General features: G+C 69.1%; 14 protein-coding genes. 5 read left to right on the top strand and 9 right to left on the bottom strand.

The features are described 5' to 3' along the window. The first annotated feature begins 33 nt into the window (after positions 1 to 33). The gene (locus tag ACIPYT_RS13435) at positions 34 to 963 is read left to right on the top strand and encodes a diacylglycerol/lipid kinase family protein (RefSeq protein WP_401075095.1); all 930 of its coding nucleotides are present in this window, start codon (positions 34 to 36) and stop codon (positions 961 to 963) included. Here ACIPYT_RS13435 and ACIPYT_RS13430 read toward each other — a convergent pair. After that, a complete protein-coding gene (locus ACIPYT_RS13430; protein WP_401075092.1) occupies positions 950 to 2,095 on the bottom strand; it encodes an AI-2E family transporter in 1,146 nt (381 codons plus the stop codon). The genes ACIPYT_RS13435 and ACIPYT_RS13430 overlap by 14 nt on opposite strands. 133 nt (positions 2,096 to 2,228) lie before the next feature. On the opposite strand from ACIPYT_RS13430, the gene ACIPYT_RS13425 reads away from it, so the two are divergent. Next, positions 2,229 to 2,738 carry a GNAT family N-acetyltransferase gene (locus ACIPYT_RS13425; RefSeq protein ID WP_401075089.1) on the top strand — a complete coding sequence of 170 codons (510 nt, stop codon included), beginning with the start codon at positions 2,229 to 2,231 and terminating at the stop codon, positions 2,736 to 2,738. Here ACIPYT_RS13425 and ACIPYT_RS13420 read toward each other — a convergent pair. The 3 genes from ACIPYT_RS13420 to glnA form a co-directional block, all read right to left on the bottom strand. Then, the gene (locus ACIPYT_RS13420; protein ID WP_401075086.1) at positions 2,698 to 3,498 is read right to left on the bottom strand and encodes a hypothetical protein; all 801 of its coding nucleotides are present in this window, start codon (positions 3,496 to 3,498) and stop codon (positions 2,698 to 2,700) included. The genes ACIPYT_RS13425 and ACIPYT_RS13420 overlap by 41 nt on opposite strands. Before the next feature lie 81 nt (positions 3,499 to 3,579). After that, entirely contained in the window at positions 3,580 to 4,023 is a 444-nt protein-coding gene (locus tag ACIPYT_RS13415) for a hypothetical protein (protein ID WP_401075083.1), read from the bottom strand. A gap of 127 nt (positions 4,024 to 4,150) precedes the next feature. Beyond that, positions 4,151 to 5,575, bottom strand: coding sequence for a type I glutamate--ammonia ligase (gene glnA, locus ACIPYT_RS13410; protein ID WP_050720853.1), 1,425 nt, complete (start codon positions 5,573 to 5,575; stop codon positions 4,151 to 4,153). A 160-nt stretch (positions 5,576 to 5,735) separates the two neighbouring features. Here glnA and ACIPYT_RS13405 point away from each other — a divergent pair, with 160 nt between their 5' ends. Further along, on the top strand, positions 5,736 to 6,122 hold the full coding sequence (locus ACIPYT_RS13405) for an RDD family protein (RefSeq protein WP_401075662.1): 387 nt from the start codon (positions 5,736 to 5,738) through the stop codon (positions 6,120 to 6,122). A 6-nt stretch (positions 6,123 to 6,128) separates the two neighbouring features. Here ACIPYT_RS13405 and ACIPYT_RS13400 read toward each other — a convergent pair whose 3' ends face one another. Continuing rightward, on the bottom strand, positions 6,129 to 6,608 hold the full coding sequence (locus ACIPYT_RS13400) for an ATP-dependent zinc protease (RefSeq protein WP_401075079.1): 480 nt from the start codon (positions 6,606 to 6,608) through the stop codon (positions 6,129 to 6,131). 25 nt (positions 6,609 to 6,633) lie between these two features. Between ACIPYT_RS13400 and ACIPYT_RS13395 the strand changes: the two genes are divergently transcribed. Then, positions 6,634 to 7,821: a RimK family alpha-L-glutamate ligase gene (locus ACIPYT_RS13395; RefSeq protein ID WP_401075076.1), complete on the top strand. Its 1,188-nt coding sequence runs from the start codon at positions 6,634 to 6,636 to the stop codon at positions 7,819 to 7,821. A 74-nt stretch (positions 7,822 to 7,895) separates the two neighbouring features. On the opposite strand, the gene ACIPYT_RS13390 is transcribed toward ACIPYT_RS13395, so the two are convergent. Continuing rightward, complete coding sequence (locus tag ACIPYT_RS13390; protein ID WP_401075073.1) at positions 7,896 to 8,606, bottom strand: DUF4191 family protein; 711 nt, start codon at positions 8,604 to 8,606, stop codon at positions 7,896 to 7,898. Between the two features lie 157 nt (positions 8,607 to 8,763). Between ACIPYT_RS13390 and ACIPYT_RS13385 the strand changes: the two genes are divergently transcribed. Further along, entirely contained in the window at positions 8,764 to 10,371 is a 1,608-nt protein-coding gene (locus ACIPYT_RS13385; RefSeq protein WP_401075070.1) for a hypothetical protein, read from the top strand. Positions 10,372 to 10,385: 14 nt separating this feature from the next. Here the strand turns inward: ACIPYT_RS13385 and sucB are convergent, their stop codons facing one another. From sucB to ACIPYT_RS13370, 3 genes are all read right to left on the bottom strand, one after another. Beyond that, on the bottom strand, positions 10,386 to 12,152 hold the full coding sequence (gene sucB / locus ACIPYT_RS13380) for a 2-oxoglutarate dehydrogenase, E2 component, dihydrolipoamide succinyltransferase (protein ID WP_401075067.1): 1,767 nt from the start codon (positions 12,150 to 12,152) through the stop codon (positions 10,386 to 10,388). A gap of 99 nt (positions 12,153 to 12,251) precedes the next feature. Further along, positions 12,252 to 13,625, bottom strand: coding sequence for a dihydrolipoyl dehydrogenase (lpdA, locus tag ACIPYT_RS13375; RefSeq protein WP_401075065.1), 1,374 nt, complete (start codon positions 13,623 to 13,625; stop codon positions 12,252 to 12,254). A 4-nt stretch (positions 13,626 to 13,629) separates the two neighbouring features. Beyond that, a complete protein-coding gene (locus ACIPYT_RS13370) occupies positions 13,630 to 15,102 on the bottom strand; it encodes a leucyl aminopeptidase (RefSeq protein WP_401075062.1) in 1,473 nt (490 codons plus the stop codon). Between the last annotated feature and the right edge of the window lie 41 nt (positions 15,103 to 15,143).

Raw genomic sequence — 15,143 nt, 5'->3', positions numbered from 1 at the left:
GCCAATCGGACGGGTTTGCAACAGGCTGACCTCATGACGATCTCGAAGCTCGGTGTGATCTGGAACCCCTCGAAGTCCGACGAGGAGAAGCTGCGTTCCGACGTCGCGGCGGTCTTCGGAGATGCCGCCGACGCTCCCGACATCGAGTGGTGGGAGACGAGCCCGGACGACCCCGGTCGCGGCATGGCGGAGAAGGCCGTCGATGCAGGGTGCGAGGTGGTCGTGACCGTCGGCGGCGACGGCACCGTCCGTGCGGTCGCCGAAGCCCTGGCGGGGACGGATGCCGCGCTCGGCATCGTTCCGAAGGGCACCGGCAACCTGCTCGCCCGCAACCTCGAGGTGCCGCTCAACGACGTCCCCGCGGCGCTCCGCCGCGTGCGCGACGGCGAGACCCGCACGATCGACATGGGGTGGGTCGAGCGCGACGGCGAGGAGCACGCGTTCGTCGTGATGGTGGGCTTCGGCATCGATGCGCAGATGCTCGTCGAGACCGACGACGACCTCAAGAGCAAGGCCGGATGGCTCGCGTACGTCGAGGCCATGGGCCGTGCGGTGGCGGGCACGGAGATGACCGACATCACGTTGACCCTCGACGACAACGAGGGCCAGGAGCTGCGCGGACACACGATGCTGATCGGCAACTGCGGCATGGTGCAGGGCGGCATCCGCCTGCTCCCGGACGCCGTGATCGACGACGGACAGCTCGACATGCTGCTGGTGAGCGCCGACGGACCGCTGCAGTGGCTCGACACCGTGCGCTCGTTCGTGTGGGAGAACGGCATCCGTCGTCTGCTCGGTGCGGTCGACAAGGCCGTGAGCACGGACTCGACGACTCACGTGGCCGCCGAGCGGATCGCTGTCGCGCTGTCCGAGCCGCGCATGTTCGAGATCGACGGCGAAGAGGTCGGCGAGGTGTCGGAGTTCGCCGTGCGGGTTCAGCGGGCAGCTCTCAACGTGCGCTGAGCTCTCCGGGCGGGACCACCTTGCCGTCCTGCTTCGGGAAGACGACCTTCTGCACGATGATGATGATGCTCGCAGCGACCGGGATCGCGACGAGCGCGCCGAGGATGCCGCCGAGCGCGCCACCCGCGACCGCTGCGATCACGACGAGTGCGCCGGGCACAGCGACGGCCTTGTTCATGATGCGCGGCGACAGCACGTATGCCTCCACCTGCATGTACACGAGGTAGTAGATGAAGGCGATCAGCGCCGTCACGGGACTCACGATCAGGCAGATCAGCGAGTTGATGATCGATGCGGTCAGAGTGCCGACGAGCGGGATCATCGATCCGATGAACGCGATGAGCGCGAGCAGGGCCGGAACCGGGGCCCCGATGATGCTGAGCATGATCAGGCTCAGGATGCCGTTGATGGCGGCGAGGCTCGCCTGTCCCATCACGTAGCGGCCGACGGCCCCGGAGACGTCTTCCAGCAGTCCGCCGAAGGTCTCGCGCTGGTAGGCGGGGACGAAGCGCGTGGCGACCTTCTTCATGCTGCGCAGCGACGCCATGAAGTACAGGGTGAGGATCAGCACGATCGTGACGCCGGTGAAGCCGCCGGCGATCCCGGCGCCGACCGCGAACACGCCGCCGCTGATGTTGAGGATGTTGCCCGGATCCTGGATGAACGACAGGACGCCCTGCGCGGCGTCGTCGAACGTCGATCCGAACTGCTCGCTCACATCCTTGAACCAGGCGCTGGCCATGAAGTCCTGGACCATCTTCGGTCCGTCCTTGATGAGGTTCGTGATCTGCTCGACGAGGATCGGGACGATCGCCAGCAGGATGCCGGCGAAGGCGAGCAGCACGACCGCGACCACGATCGCGACGGCGGCGCCGCGAGGAAGCTTCTTCTCGATCCAGGTGACGATCGGATCGAGGCCGAGGGCGAGGAAGATCGCGACCCCGATGTAGACCAGCACGGTCGCGAGCTGGTCGACGATCCCGCCGATCACCAGTGCGACGAGAACGCCGAGCGCACCGAGGAGGCCGTACATGAATGGGTTGATGCGGGCGATGGCCGCCGCCGCGGTCTTCGGCTGGTGCTGCTGCGTCTCCGCTGCCGCCACCCGCGCCTTGATCGTCTTCCGACGCATGATGCCCTCCCTGAATCCATCCGACCTCTCAGTTGACCACCGAGGCCGGGTGCGGTCAAGCGAGGCGCGCCGGGCTGGCGGCCGGGAGCGCCGAGTGGTAGGCGATGTCGGTGCCGTGTGCGAGTCTCTGGTGATGGAGACGCTCACGCTTCGACCCTGGTCCGATGACGACCTGCCGATGCTCCGTGCCGCCAACAGTGCGGCCATGACGGCGCATCTGAACGGCCCCGAGAGCGCGCAGCAGGTCGACGAGCGTCACGCGCGCTACCTGGGACTCGTCGATCCCGCCGAGGCGCGGATGCTCGTGATCGACGATGCCGAGGGTCAGGCTCTCGGCGCGATCGGCTACTGGGCGGTCGAGTGGCGAGGTGAGCCGGCGTTCGAGACCGGGTGGTTCGTTCTCCCGCAGGCCCAGGGCAGAGGAGTGGCGTCTGCGGCCCTGGCGCTGCTGATCGACATCGCACGAGAGCATCGCGGAGCCCGCCGGCACCTGGTCGCGTTCCCGGGGGTCGACAATGCGGCATCCAACGGAGTCTGCCGTCGCAACGGTTTCCAGCTTGTCGGGTCGTTCGAGGAGCAGTTCCGCGGCGCCGATCTCGCCGTCAACGAATGGGCCCTCGATCTCGGGGCGGCCGACGCCTGACGCCATCGCGAAGTGCGGCGTATCGCAGTCGCGGACGATCGGCCCTTGCTGACCCCGGCACCGGCGACTCCGTGGCCCGCGCGTGCACCGTGGTGCCGCCATCGTCCAGCTCCGTCGAGAGCCGGTCGGCTTTCGCGGCGACGAACCCGGCTTGGCGGCGGCGGCCGACCCAGACTCCGAGCAGAACGCCTCCGAGCGTGAACACATGCAGGACGAGCGTCCCGAGGTAGATCGGGATCGCGTCCGCAGCCCCCAGGGAGATCAGCGTGATGGTCAGGATGAAGATTCTCGCGGCGATCATTCCGGCGACAGCCATTGACGCCATCGCGTACGGTCGAGGCCCGAGATAGTGGCTCGCGTAGACCGACATCGCGAACGCCGCGGCGACCACGAGAGCGACCCCGGTCCACAGCAGCACAGCCGATCCCTTGGCACCCGCGACAGTGGCCACGGCCACGCCGATGAGAGAATCGCACGCGAGGATCGCGACTCCGAGCAGCACCACGGCGAGTGACACGGGTCTGCGAAGTTCCCCGCGACGCAGGCGCGCAAGATCCGCAGTCCTATCCCGTCGCCGTCTCCCGGTCGAGAGACCGATCACCGCGGGAATGGCTGTCGTCGCGCTGCCGGCCACGGCTGTGACGGTCTCGGGAAGCTTCAGCAGCGAGAACACGACCGTGACCACGATGCCCGCCGCGATCGCGATGAGCGCGAGGACATGGGTCGTACGGTTGTCTGCGATGCTGGCCGAGTCTGCCACCGCGCTCACCCCCAGTGATGATGAGCAATGGTCGACCCGTCAGCGCACGGCTGTCAAGAGGCGGGATGCCGGCGGGGCGCGTCAGGCCTGCTTGCGGCTCGCGATCGCCGCGGTGAGTCGCTCGACGTCCGCCGGGTCGGCGTCGCGGGCGAGGGCGACGTAGTGATCCATGACGTCCGGGCGGTAGCGCACCGGCAGAGTCTGTCCCGCAGCGAGCCGCGTGAGATCGGTGATGGTGAAGGCCTCGTCGGCGATGCCGCGGAACGAGACGCCGTCGGCCGTCTCCACGTCGAGCATCAGTATGACGCGGGGGTTGTCATTGACCTCGCGCCAGTCGACGACCACGCCGAGCGCGAGCACCCCCGAGCGCAGTTCCGTGATGCGTGTGCGTGCGGCGCGGCTCAGGAGCGGGTTCGGGGCGATTCCGGGGAAAGCAGGTCCGACGCCGAGTGCTTCCCGACTCAGGTCGGGGCGGAGCTGTTCCATCATCGCGTCGAGCGTGCGTCGCCTCTTGCCACCGAACATCCCGGATCCTCCCGTCGGTGCCGGGCTCGTCCCCGGCGCATCACGGTGATTCTACGGCCGAGCCCGGAGCCGCATACGCGAACGTGCCCCCGGAGCAGAGGCTCCGGGGGCACGTGTCGGCTGTCGGTCAGACGCCGAAGTACAGCTCGTACTCGAACGGGTGCGGGCGCTGGGCCATCGGCAGGATCTCGTTCTCGTACTTGTAGGAGATCCAGGTCTCGATGAGCTCCTCGGTGAACACGCCGCCCTCGAGGAGGAAGGCGTGGTCCTCGCGCAGGGCCTCGAGCGAGTCCAGCAGGGAGTTCGGCACCTGCGGGATGTTCTTGGCCTCCTCCGGCGGAAGCTCGTAGAGGTCCTTGTCGACGGGCTCGTGCGGCTCGATGCGGTTCTTGATGCCGTCGAGGCCGGCCATGAGCTGCGCGGCGAAGGCGAGGTACGGGTTGCCCGAGGCGTCGGGAGCGCGGAACTCGATGCGCTTGGCCTTGGGGTTGGAACCCGTGATCGGGATGCGGATCGCAGCCGAGCGGTTACCGGCCGAGTAGACCAGGTTGACCGGAGCCTCGAAGCCCTTGACCAGACGGTGGTAGCTGTTCAGCGTCGGGTTCGTGAAGGCCAGCAGCGCCGGCGCGTGCGCCAGGATGCCGCCGATGTACCAGCGCGCGATGTCGCTGAGCTGGCCGTAGCCGGCCTCGTCGTAGAACAGCGGCTTGCCGTCGTTCCAGAGCGACTGGTGGGTGTGCATGCCCGAGCCGTTGTCGCCGTACAGCGGCTTCGGCATGAAGGTGGCGACCTTGCCCCACTCCTCGGCGGTGTTCTTGACGATGTACTTGAACTTCAGGATGTCGTCCGCCGAGTGCACCATGGTGTCGAAGCGGTAGTTGATCTCCTGCTGACCGGCGGTGCCGACCTCGTGGTGCGAGCGCTCGAGAGTGAAGCCGGCGTCGATGAGCTTCAGCGTGATGTCGTCGCGCAGGTCAGCGGTCTTGTCGACCGGGCTGACGGGGAAGTAGCCGCCCTTGTACGGGGTCTTGTTGGCGAGGTTTCCGCCCTCCTCCTCGCGACCGGTGTTCCACGCGGCCTCCTCGGAGTCGACCTTGTAGAAGCTCTCACCCGACGTGACCGAGTAGCGGACGTCGTCGAAGATGTAGAACTCTGCCTCGGGGGCGAAGTACGCGGTGTCGGCGATGCCGGTCGAGGCGAGGTACTTCTCGGCCTTCTTGGCGACCTGACGCGGGTCCTTCGAGTAGATCTCACCCGTGCGCGGGTTGTAGATGTCGAAGATCATCACGAGGGTGCTCGCCTCGCGGAAGGGGTCGATGTAGGCCGTGGTGACATCCGGGATCAGCTGCATGTCCGACTCGTGGATGCTGGCGAAACCACGGATCGAGGAGCCGTCGAACAGCTGGCCGTCCGTGAAGAAGTCCTCGTCGACGGTCGCTGCGGGGATGTTGAAGTGCTGCTGCACACCCGGGAGGTCGGTGAACCGGATGTCAAGGAACTTGACGTCGTTCTCCTTGATGTAGGCGAGCACCTCGGACGAATCTTTGAACATGAAAAGCTCCTGGATTGCGGATCGATGGCTTCACGGCCATTCTGCACAGTACGGCCGGGGCGTTACTCCACGGTATCCGCTTTGTTTCGGGCATGTTACGCGCCGGTAGGGTTGATGTGTGACGGATGCTGTGAACACGTACCCCGGTGAACGACTCGGAATGCCGCAGACCGGGGCCGGCAGCATCGCCCGCCCCGGCCGCCGGATCGGCGCCCTGCTGATCGACTACGTCGCGGCGACGATCATCGCCACGGGCTTCCTCGGCTTCGATCAGTTCGCGCTCCCGTCGGAGGCCGGTCTCACGCAGTTCGCGCCGATGGCGGTGTTCGCGCTCCTGCAGATCCTGTTCATCCCGACCGCGGGCGGAAGCCCAGGGCACCGCATCCTCGGCATGCGCGTGGTGCGGCTCGGCGGGGGATGGGTGGGCGTCTGGCGCCCGATCGTGCGGACGCTGCTGCTGGTGATCGTGATCCCCGCCGTGATCTGGGACACGGATCAGCGCGGACTGCACGACAAGGCGGCCGGCCTCGTCCTCATCCGCGCCTGAGCACCGTCATTCCCTGCCGCGGTTGCGGCGTCGCGCCTCGCGGGGTGCGCGTCCTCCGACGAACGACCGGGCCGGATCGACGACGTAGCCCTGCTTGAGGGCCTCACGCCCGATGAGCATCCGGAAGCCCATCTCGTCGCGGTTGCTCAGCGTGACCTCGGCGAGCACCTCGCGGTCGTAGAGACGGATGAGCAACTCGACGACGAAGCGCTCCTGCGCGTGCCCCGAGGAGCTGCGCACGGCGCGTCGATCGTGCACCGGGGACTCGACGTCGACCGCATCCTCCTGGCTGTCCTGCCAGGGCTTCACACGGAATCGCACCCACGACACGCCGTCGCGCTCGAACTCCTGGATGTCGAAGGCATGGAGCGACGATGTGCGGGCGCCCGTGTCGATCTTGGCTTTCAGCCAGTCGACACCGAGATCGGGCAGGCTCACCCATTCTCGCCACCCGATAAGAGTGTTTGAATGGGATGACGTACTCACCCGACCATCCTGGCAGGAAATCCCCGTGAAGATCGCAGTACTCTCCCGTGCGCCGCAGGCGTACTCCACCCAACGACTTCGTGCGGCCGCTCTTCAGCGCGGTCACACGGTCAAGGTGCTGAATACGCTGCGCTTCGCGATCGACCTCACCTCCGATGAACCGGATCTGCACTACCGCGGGCGTCAGCTGAGCGACTACGACGCGATCCTGCCCCGTATCGGCAACTCCATCACGTACTTCGGCACGGCCGTCGTGCGCCAGTTCGAGCAGATGGACGTCTACACGCCGAACACGGCGAACGGCATCTCCAGCGCGCGAGACAAGCTGCGCGCGAACCAGATCCTGTCCCGCCACAACATCGCCATGCCGCCGACGGCGTTCGTGCGCAACCGCGCCGATGTCCGTCCCGCGATCGAGCGCGTCGGCGGGGCCCCGGTGGTCATCAAGCTGCTCGAGGGCACCCAGGGCATCGGCGTCATCCTCGCGCCGCAGGTGAAGGTCGCCGAGGCGATCATCGAGACGCTGCACTCGACGAAGCAGAACGTCCTGATCCAGAAGTTCATCTCGGAGAGCCGGGGCAAGGACATCCGCGCCCTCGTCGTCGGCGACCGGGTCGTCGCCGCGATGCGCCGATCGGCCGCAGGCGACGAGTTCCGCTCCAACGTGCACCGTGGAGGCTCCGTCGAGGCGGTCGAGCTCGATCCCGTCTACGAACGCGCGGCGGTGCGCTCCGCCCAGATCATGGGGCTGCGTGTCGCGGGTGTCGACATGCTCGAAGGCGACGACGGCCCGCTGGTCATGGAGGTCAACTCCTCGCCCGGCCTGCAGGGCATCGAAGCGGCGACGAAGCTCGACGTCGCGGGCGCCATCATCGACTACATCGCCGGTCAGGTCGCGTTCCCCGAGATCGATGTGCGCCAGCGTCTCACCGTGTCGACGGGCTACGGCGTGGCCGAGCTGATGGTGCACGGCGCCGTCGACCTCGTCGGCAAGACGCTCGGAGAAGCCGGCCTCTGGGAGCGGGACATCACGGTGCTCACCCTGCACCGCGGTGTCACGGTCATCCCGAATCCGCGAAAGCACGTGGTGCTCGAGGCCGACGACCGGCTCTTCTGCTTCGGCAAGCTCGACGAGATGCGCTCGATGGTGCCCGAGCGTCGTCGTCGGCGGGCGAAGGTGCGCCGGCTGCCGCGACAGCCGCTGTCTGAATAGACCTCGGATGCGACGAAGCGCGGCCGCCCTCGCGAGAGGTGCGGCCGCGCTTCTGTCGTGCGGGGGCGTGCGGATCAGCGCGGACGCTGCGCCCGGACCTTGGTCGGGTCGATGCCCTTCGGGATCGGCAGGGACGAGATCGACTGCGACACGGAGTCGACCCGCTTGATGACGGCGGCCATCGTGGCCTTGTCGATCGCCTTCGGGAGCTTCTTGATGGTCTTCGCGAGGTCGCCGATCGCGACGTCGTCATCGCCGTGACCGACGTAGAGCACGGTCACGGGTACGCCGTGCGCGACACGCGTCGCCTTGCTGCGCTCGTCGTTCACGAGTCGCGTGAGTCGCCCGCGGGCTCCCTCGCCGACCACGACGACGCCGCCGCGACCGATCGTGCGGTAGACGGCGTCCTGCGTCTTCGGGTTGATGCCGACCGGCGTCTCGGATGCCTGCCAGCTGCGGCCGAGGCTCGTGCTGAGCACATGACCGGTCGCACCGGGCATGCCGTCGATCTTCTGGTACATCGCAGACGTCGACAGGCGCGTCATGAGGAACATCGATCCGAGCAGACCGAGCATGAGGCCGGAGATGCCCCACAGCACGATGCTCCAGATCTGAAGCGGCGGGATGAGGTAGCCGACGATGACACCGATCAGCGCGCCGGCGATCAGGAGGGCGATCTGGGCCCACGGAAGCCACGGGTACACCTCGCGGGTGAACCGGAAGAGCGACTTGATCTGGGAGAAGAACCCCGGGCGCTTCTCGGGCGCGGACGAACGGTTTGCCATGCACCCAGGATACCGACTCCCGCGTAGGGTCATGACGTCGTTCGCGCCGGGCGGACGCCGATCGACTCGTTCTGCACGACGACGGATTCTCGGCTGATCCGTTCACAACCGCCCGACGCCCTCCCACGTCACCCGCCGTTGCGCTGTGATGGTCGTCATGACCACGAACGACACGACCGCCCGACGCACCTCGGCGCTCCTGCCGGGGGCGCATCGTGTGCTTCGTCATCTCGCCGGCGGTGAGGGGCCGTATCCCGGGGCGCTGGTCACCGACGGTGAGGCGCGAGCCGTCATGCGCGACGCCGAGGGGTTGGCCGGATGGGGCGGCTGGCGACTGGCGGGGGCACGGCACGTCGCGGCGCCGATCGATCTCGTGCGCCGCGGGGACGGACACGACGTTCTGCTGCCGTGGTGCACCGAGCGCGTGACGGCGTTCCTCGGCCGTCGCGGTCTCCGGGGAGAGGAGCTGTCGCCCGGCGAGGTGAGCACCCTGGTCGTGAGCATGCTGCGGGGTATCGGTGAGACGGCGCACGGCTGGGAGGGAGCAGACGGTCGACAGGAACAGGCGGCAGATGGCGAATGGTGGCTTACGGACACCGGGTGCCCCATGTTCGCGCTCGGGGATGGTGCGGACGTGCGGGCGGCATCCGCGACGGTGATCGAGTCGATCGCTGCGGGGAGCGAGGACCGCGTGCTGCGACGACTGCTCGACGGGATCGCCGAGGGCCTTCGCCGCGATCGTGGACGTCCGCACATCCCGCGGCGTCAGCTCGAGAACTGGGAGGCTGAGCTGCTCGCTCTCGCCTCGCCGCGCGCGTTGGCGTGCGCGACCGACGAGGATGACGAGGACGTACCGGTCGACCCGATGCGACGGCTGCGTGCGACTCCCGGTGCTGCGCGGAGTGACGGCGAGCACGGTGCCGGGTCGCCGCGGCGGGCGGACCTGAGGACGTCGTCCGCACCGACGCGGGCGCGGACGCGTTCCCTCGCGCGAGGACGCGCACGCGGGGCGAGGGAGCGGCGCGGCGATCACGGCGGCTGGGCGGCGACGATCGCGACGCTCTGGGGAGGCGTCATGGAGCGGTGGCGGGAGAAGCGTGCCGTCTCAGCCGCACGCGAGACGGGCGGGGCCCGTGAAGGCGCCGCACACGTCGGGCGCAGAGGCGCGGTAGGTCGGAGGCGGGTGCCGATGATCGCGGTGGGTCTCGCGGCCGCTGCGGTCGTCTTGGCCGGGGGACTGCTGTGGCCGGGGGACGCCACCGGCGAGTCGTCCGGTCATGGTCAGCGCGGTTCGGACCGTGGGATATCCGGACGCGGTGCGTCGAACACGGTGGCGCCGGATGGGGATGCGGCGCCACCGGGCGGGGACGCTCTCGCCGGTGGGGAGAGAGCGCCGACGACCGAGCACGGGACCGACGAGGCGCGGGCGGGGGACGAGTCGACGAAGGAGGGAGACGTCTCTCAGGCCGCTGCGCTCCGTCTGGTGCGTGCGCTACGGGGGTGCGTGGACGCCGCCGACGCGGTCTGCGCGGACGCCGTGGTGTCGGGGGCCGCGCATGTGCTCGAGACCTTCGAGGAGGCGGGGGTCAGCGAGTCCGAGGTCGAGATCGTCGACGACTACGGGGGTGCTGCCGTCGTCCGCGTGTCGTCAGCGAGCGACGCCGACCCGGCGAGCGGTTCCTCGTCGCTGATGCTGGTGCTCGTCCGGGTGGATGAGAAATGGCTGGTCCGCGACGCCTACGACGTCGCGGACCAGCCGGGATGATGCTGCGTGAGCGGTCAGGCTCCGAGGTCCGCCGCGAACTGCGCCGACTCGAGGCGTGCCTTCACGGCCCCGAGGAAGCGTGCTGCGTCGGCACCGTCGATGATGCGGTGATCGTACGACAGAGCGAGGTACACGTAGGAGCGGATGGCGATCGCCTCGGTGCCGCCGACCTTCACGAGACCGGGGCGCTTGACGACCGTGCCGGTGCCGAGGATGGCGGACTGCGGCAGGAACACGACCGGGGTGTCGAACAGCGCGCCGCGAGAGCCCGTGTTCGTCAGGGTGAACGTGCCACCGGCGAGCTCGTCGGGCTTCAGCTTGTTGTCGCGCGTCCGCGCCGCGAGGTCGGCGATCTCGTGAGCGATCTCGGCGATGTTCTTCGATGCCGCGTCGCGCAGGACCGGGGTCAGCAGACCGCGCTCGGTGTCGACCGCGATCGACAGGTTCTCGGTCGCGGGGTAGACGATCTGGTCGCCGTCGACCGTGGAGTTCACGATCGGGAAGGCCTGGAGCGCCTCCGCAGCGGCCAGCGCGAAGAACGGGAGGAACGACAGCTTGTCGCCCGTCTTCTCGAGGAACGAGCCCTTCACGCTGTCGCGGTACTCGGCGAGCGCCGTGACATCGACCTCGACGACCGTCGTCAGCTGTGCCGTCTGCTGCATGGACTCGACGGCGCGCTGTGCGAGCACCTTGCGCAGGCGCGACATCGGCTGCGTGGTACCGCGGAGAGGAGAGGCCTCGAGCTTCGGCGCGGCAGGCGCGGCAGCTGCCGCCGGTGCGGACGCGGCGGTCTCAGCAGCCTTGAGGACGTCTTCCTTGCGGATTCGGCCCCCGACGCCCGTGCCGGTGACGGTGGCGAGATCGACGCCCTGCTGCGAGGCCAGGCGACGGACGAGCGGCGTCACGTACAGGTTGTCGCTCTCGGTCGGCAGCGACAGCTTGGGCGCGGCCGGGGCAGCCGCCGGCGCGGCGGCAGGTGCCGCTGCGGGAGCCGGAGCGGCTGCGGGAGCCGGAGCAGCGGCGGGTGCCGGAGCGGGTGCGGGAGCCGGAGCGGCGGCGGGAGCGGGTGCGGCGGCGGGTGCCGGAGCAGCAGCAGGTTCAGCGGCCGGAGCGGCCGGCGCGGCGGCAGGAGCCGCTCCCGATCCGACGCGGGCGAGCACGGCCCCGACGGCCACGGTCTCGTCCTCAGCGGCGACGATCTCCTGCAGCACGCCGGCGACCGGCGACGGGATCTCGGTGTCGACCTTGTCGGTGGAGATCTCGAGGAGTGCCTCATCGACCTCGACCGAGTCGCCGACCTGCTTCAGCCAGCGCGTCACGGTGCCCTCGGTCACGCTCTCGCCGAGCTCGGGGAGAACGATGTCCTTCGCGTCGCCCGCAGGAGCCGCAGCGGGTGCTGCGTCAGCAGCCGGGGCGGGCTCGGCAGCCGGAGCCGGTTCAGCGGCGGGTGCGGCTTCAGCGGCGGGTGCGGCTTCGGCGGCGGGTGCGGCCTCGGCCTCGGGGGCAGCGGCCTCGGGAGCGTCGGCCGCAGGGGCGGCTCCGCTGCCGTCGCCGATGCGCGCGAGGAGCGCTCCGACCTCGACCGTCTCGTCCTCGGCGACGAGGATCTCCTCGATCACACCGCTGACGGGCGAGGGGATCTCGGTGTCGACCTTGTCGGTCGAGATCTCGAGCAGGCCCTCATCCGCCTGCACGGTGTCTCCCACCTGCTTGAGCCAGCGGGTGACCGTACCCTCTGTGACGCTCTCACCGAGAGCGGGGAGGACCACGGATGTGCTCATGACGGAGTCTCCTTCAGGAAGTTGTATGACGCTTGTCTAGCTTAGTGACCTGCGCGGGGGTTGGTGTCCCGCCCCGCCCCGGCCGGGGGTACTACGGATTCAGAGCGCGTGCAGCGGCTTGCCGGAGAGCGCGAGGAACGCTTCGCCGAGAGCCTCGCTCTGCGTCGGATGGGCGTGGATCAGCGGAGCGATGTCCTCCGGGTGAGCCTCCCACGCGACCGCGAGCTGCCCCTCGGTGATGAGCTCGCCCACGCGATCCCCGAGGAGGTGCACGCCGACCACGGGGCCGTCCTTGAGGCGCACGACCTTGACGAGTCCGCCGGTGCCGATGATCTCGCTCTTGCCGTTGCCGGCGAGGTTGTACTCGTACGCGACCACGGCGTCGGCGCCGTGCTCGGCGACCGCTGCCTCCTCCGTGATGCCGACCGACGCCACCTCCGGGCTGGAGTACGTCACCTTCGGGATCTGCGAGTCCGGGATGTTCGCGGGCGTGAGGCCGGCGATGCGCTCGGCGACCGCGATGCCCTGCTGGAACCCGCGGTGCGCGAGCTGCAGACCGGGGACGATGTCGCCGACGGCCCAGACACCGGGCGCGCCCGTGCGGAGATCCTGGTCGACCGTCACGAAGCCGCGGTCGAGGGCGACGCCCGCCTCCTCGAAGCCGAGGTCGGCGGTCACCGGGCCGCGGCCCACCGCGACGAGCAGGTAGTCGCCTGTGAACTCCTTGCCGTCCTCGAGCGTGACCGTCACAGAGGACTCGTCCTGCGTGGCGGTCTGGAAGCGCACGCCGAGCGAGTACTGGATGCCGCGGCGTCGGAACGCCCGCTCGAGTCCCTTGCTCAACGCGATGTCCTCGTTCGGCACGAGGTGGGGAAGCGCCTCGATGATCGTGACCTCGGCCCCGAACGAGCGCCAGACGCTCGCGAACTCGACGCCGATGACGCCGCCGCCGAGGATGAGCACGCGCTCCGGGATGACGTCCAACGACAACGCCTGCTCGCTGGTGAGGATGCGTCCGCCGATGTCGAGTCCCGGCAGCGTGCGGCTGTACGAGCCGGTCGCGAGCACGACGTCCGTTCCGACGTAGACGTCGTCGCCGACGCTCACAGACCGGTCGGCGTTGAGCCGCCCCGCGCCCGCGACGGTCGTGATGCCGCGGGCCTTCACCAGGCCTTCCAGACCCTTGAACTTCTTCGCCACGATGCCCTCGCGGTACGCGCGGACGCCGGCTGGATCGATGTTCTCGAGCGTCGCCGTGACACCGACGTGCGCGGCGCCACGGACGTGCTCCGCGACCTCCGCCGCGTGCAGCAGCGCCTTGGTCGGGATGCAGCCGCGGTGCAGACAGGTGCCGCCGACCTTGTCCTTCTCGATGAGGGCGACGCTCTTGCCGAGCTCGCTGGCCCGCAGTGCCGCGGCGTACCCGCCGCTGCCTCCGCCCAGGACGACGATGTCGAAGGTGTGGGTTGTCATCTGGTCATGCCTCCGTGTGGGATGCGTCGGCGAAGGCGATGATCGATCGGACCATCGCTCCCGTTGGACCCTTGTCCGTGAAGCCGTAGGGGGCTCCGTTGTGCTCGCCGGATCCGGCGATGTCGAGGTGCACCCAGGGGATGCGCGGCGCGTCGTCCTCGTCGGAGACGCGGCCGATGAAGCGGCGCAGGAACAGGCCCGCGTAGGAGGCGCCGCCCATGCGGTCGCCCATGTTCGCGTTCTGCATGTCGGCGATGGGGGAGTCGAGCGAGTCCTCCATGTAGTCGGGGAGCGGCATGTGCCAGGCGAGCTCGTCGACGGACTTCGCGGCCGCGAGGAGCTCCGCCACCGTGTCGTCGTCTCCGAAGACACCGGTGTGACGGTGCCCGAGCGCCATGACGATGGCGCCCGTCAGGGTCGCGACGTCGATGATCACATCCGGGTTCTCGCGGCTCGCGGCGACCAGGCCGTCGGCCATGACGAGACGCCCTTCCGCATCGGTGTTCGGCACCTCGACGGTCGTGCCGTCGAGGATGCGGAGCACGTCACCCGGGCGCAGCGCGCGGCCGGAGGGCATGTTGTCGGTGATGCAGAGCCACGCGGTGACGCGGACGGGCAGACCGAGCGTCGCGATCGCCCGGAGGGCGGCGAGACTCGTCGCGGCACCCGCCATGTCGAACTTCATGCCGACCATCGAAGCCGCGGGCTTGAGCGACAGCCCGCCCGTGTCGAACGTGATGCCCTTGCCGACGAGCGCGATGTGACGGGTCGCTTCGGCGGGCGCGTAGTCGAGCCGCACGAGGCGGGGTGGGCGGTCCGAGCCCTGGGCGACACCGAGGATGCCGCCGAAGCCCTGGTCGGCGAGTGCGTCCTCGTCGAGCACCTCGACCGCGACGTCGAGAGCGGCCACGCTGTCGACCGCGCTCTGGGCGAGCTGTGCAGGGCTCTGCCATTCGGCCGGTGTGGACACGAGGTCTTTGATGAGCGCGACGGCGTCGCCGATCGCCCTCGCCCGCGCGACGGCCCCCTCGTCGAGATCGGCGTGCAGGATCACGGTGGTCGCGCGGGGCTTGCCCTTGTCGGAGCGGTAGCCCTCGAAACGGTAGCCGCCGAGCACCGCGCCTTCGGCCGCGGCAGCCGCGAAGTCCTCGAGGCCCGGCGCGAGGGCGACGGACACCGTCTCGAAGCCCGTGAGAGCGCGCAGGGCCGTGCCGACGGCGTTGCGCACGGCGGCGGCGTCGGGTGTACGGCCCACACCGACGACGGCGAAAGGCAGAGAGGTGATGTCCGGTGCGTGCACGCGGGTGAAGGCCGAGGCCGAACCGGAGTACCCGACGCCGGCGAGCGACTCCGCGAGTCCGGGGTAGCCGGAGAGCGGTTCGGTCGAGTCGCTGATCTCGGGGATGACGAGCACTGCGGCGTCTGCAGCGCTTCCGGGGAACTGATCGGTGGTGCGCGAGAGCGCGGGAAGCGTCATGCCTCCATCCTAGGGATCGCGCGCCCCTGGTCGTCGCTCGG

Origin of the sequence: Microbacterium sp. NPDC089695 (genome assembly GCF_044749085.1) — a bacterium.
Lineage (GTDB): Bacteria > Actinomycetota > Actinomycetes > Actinomycetales > Microbacteriaceae > Microbacterium.
Note: the sequence above shows the minus strand (reverse complement) of the source record. Positions and strands in the feature narration are given on the sequence as shown.

Bases quoted from the DNA above. Each gene is read 5' to 3' on its own strand.
- ACIPYT_RS13435 (WP_401075095.1), top strand. From the start codon at position 34: ATGACGATCTCGAAGCTCGGTGTGATCTGGAACCCCTCGAAGTCCGAC.
- ACIPYT_RS13430 (WP_401075092.1), bottom strand. From the start codon at position 2,095: ATGCGTCGGAAGACGATCAAGGCGCGGGTGGCGGCAGCGGAGACGCAG.
- ACIPYT_RS13425 (WP_401075089.1), top strand. From the start codon at position 2,229: ATGGAGACGCTCACGCTTCGACCCTGGTCCGATGACGACCTGCCGATG.
- ACIPYT_RS13415 (WP_401075083.1), bottom strand. From the start codon at position 4,023: ATGTTCGGTGGCAAGAGGCGACGCACGCTCGACGCGATGATGGAACAG.
- glnA (WP_050720853.1), bottom strand. From the start codon at position 5,575: ATGTTCAAAGATTCGTCCGAGGTGCTCGCCTACATCAAGGAGAACGAC.
- ACIPYT_RS13405 (WP_401075662.1), top strand. From the start codon at position 5,736: ATGCCGCAGACCGGGGCCGGCAGCATCGCCCGCCCCGGCCGCCGGATC.
- ACIPYT_RS13390 (WP_401075073.1), bottom strand. From the start codon at position 8,606: ATGGCAAACCGTTCGTCCGCGCCCGAGAAGCGCCCGGGGTTCTTCTCC.
- ACIPYT_RS13385 (WP_401075070.1), top strand. From the start codon at position 8,764: ATGACCACGAACGACACGACCGCCCGACGCACCTCGGCGCTCCTGCCG.
- sucB (WP_401075067.1), bottom strand. From the start codon at position 12,152: ATGAGCACATCCGTGGTCCTCCCCGCTCTCGGTGAGAGCGTCACAGAG.
- lpdA (WP_401075065.1), bottom strand. From the start codon at position 13,625: ATGACAACCCACACCTTCGACATCGTCGTCCTGGGCGGAGGCAGCGGC.
- ACIPYT_RS13370 (WP_401075062.1), bottom strand. From the start codon at position 15,102: ATGACGCTTCCCGCGCTCTCGCGCACCACCGATCAGTTCCCCGGAAGC.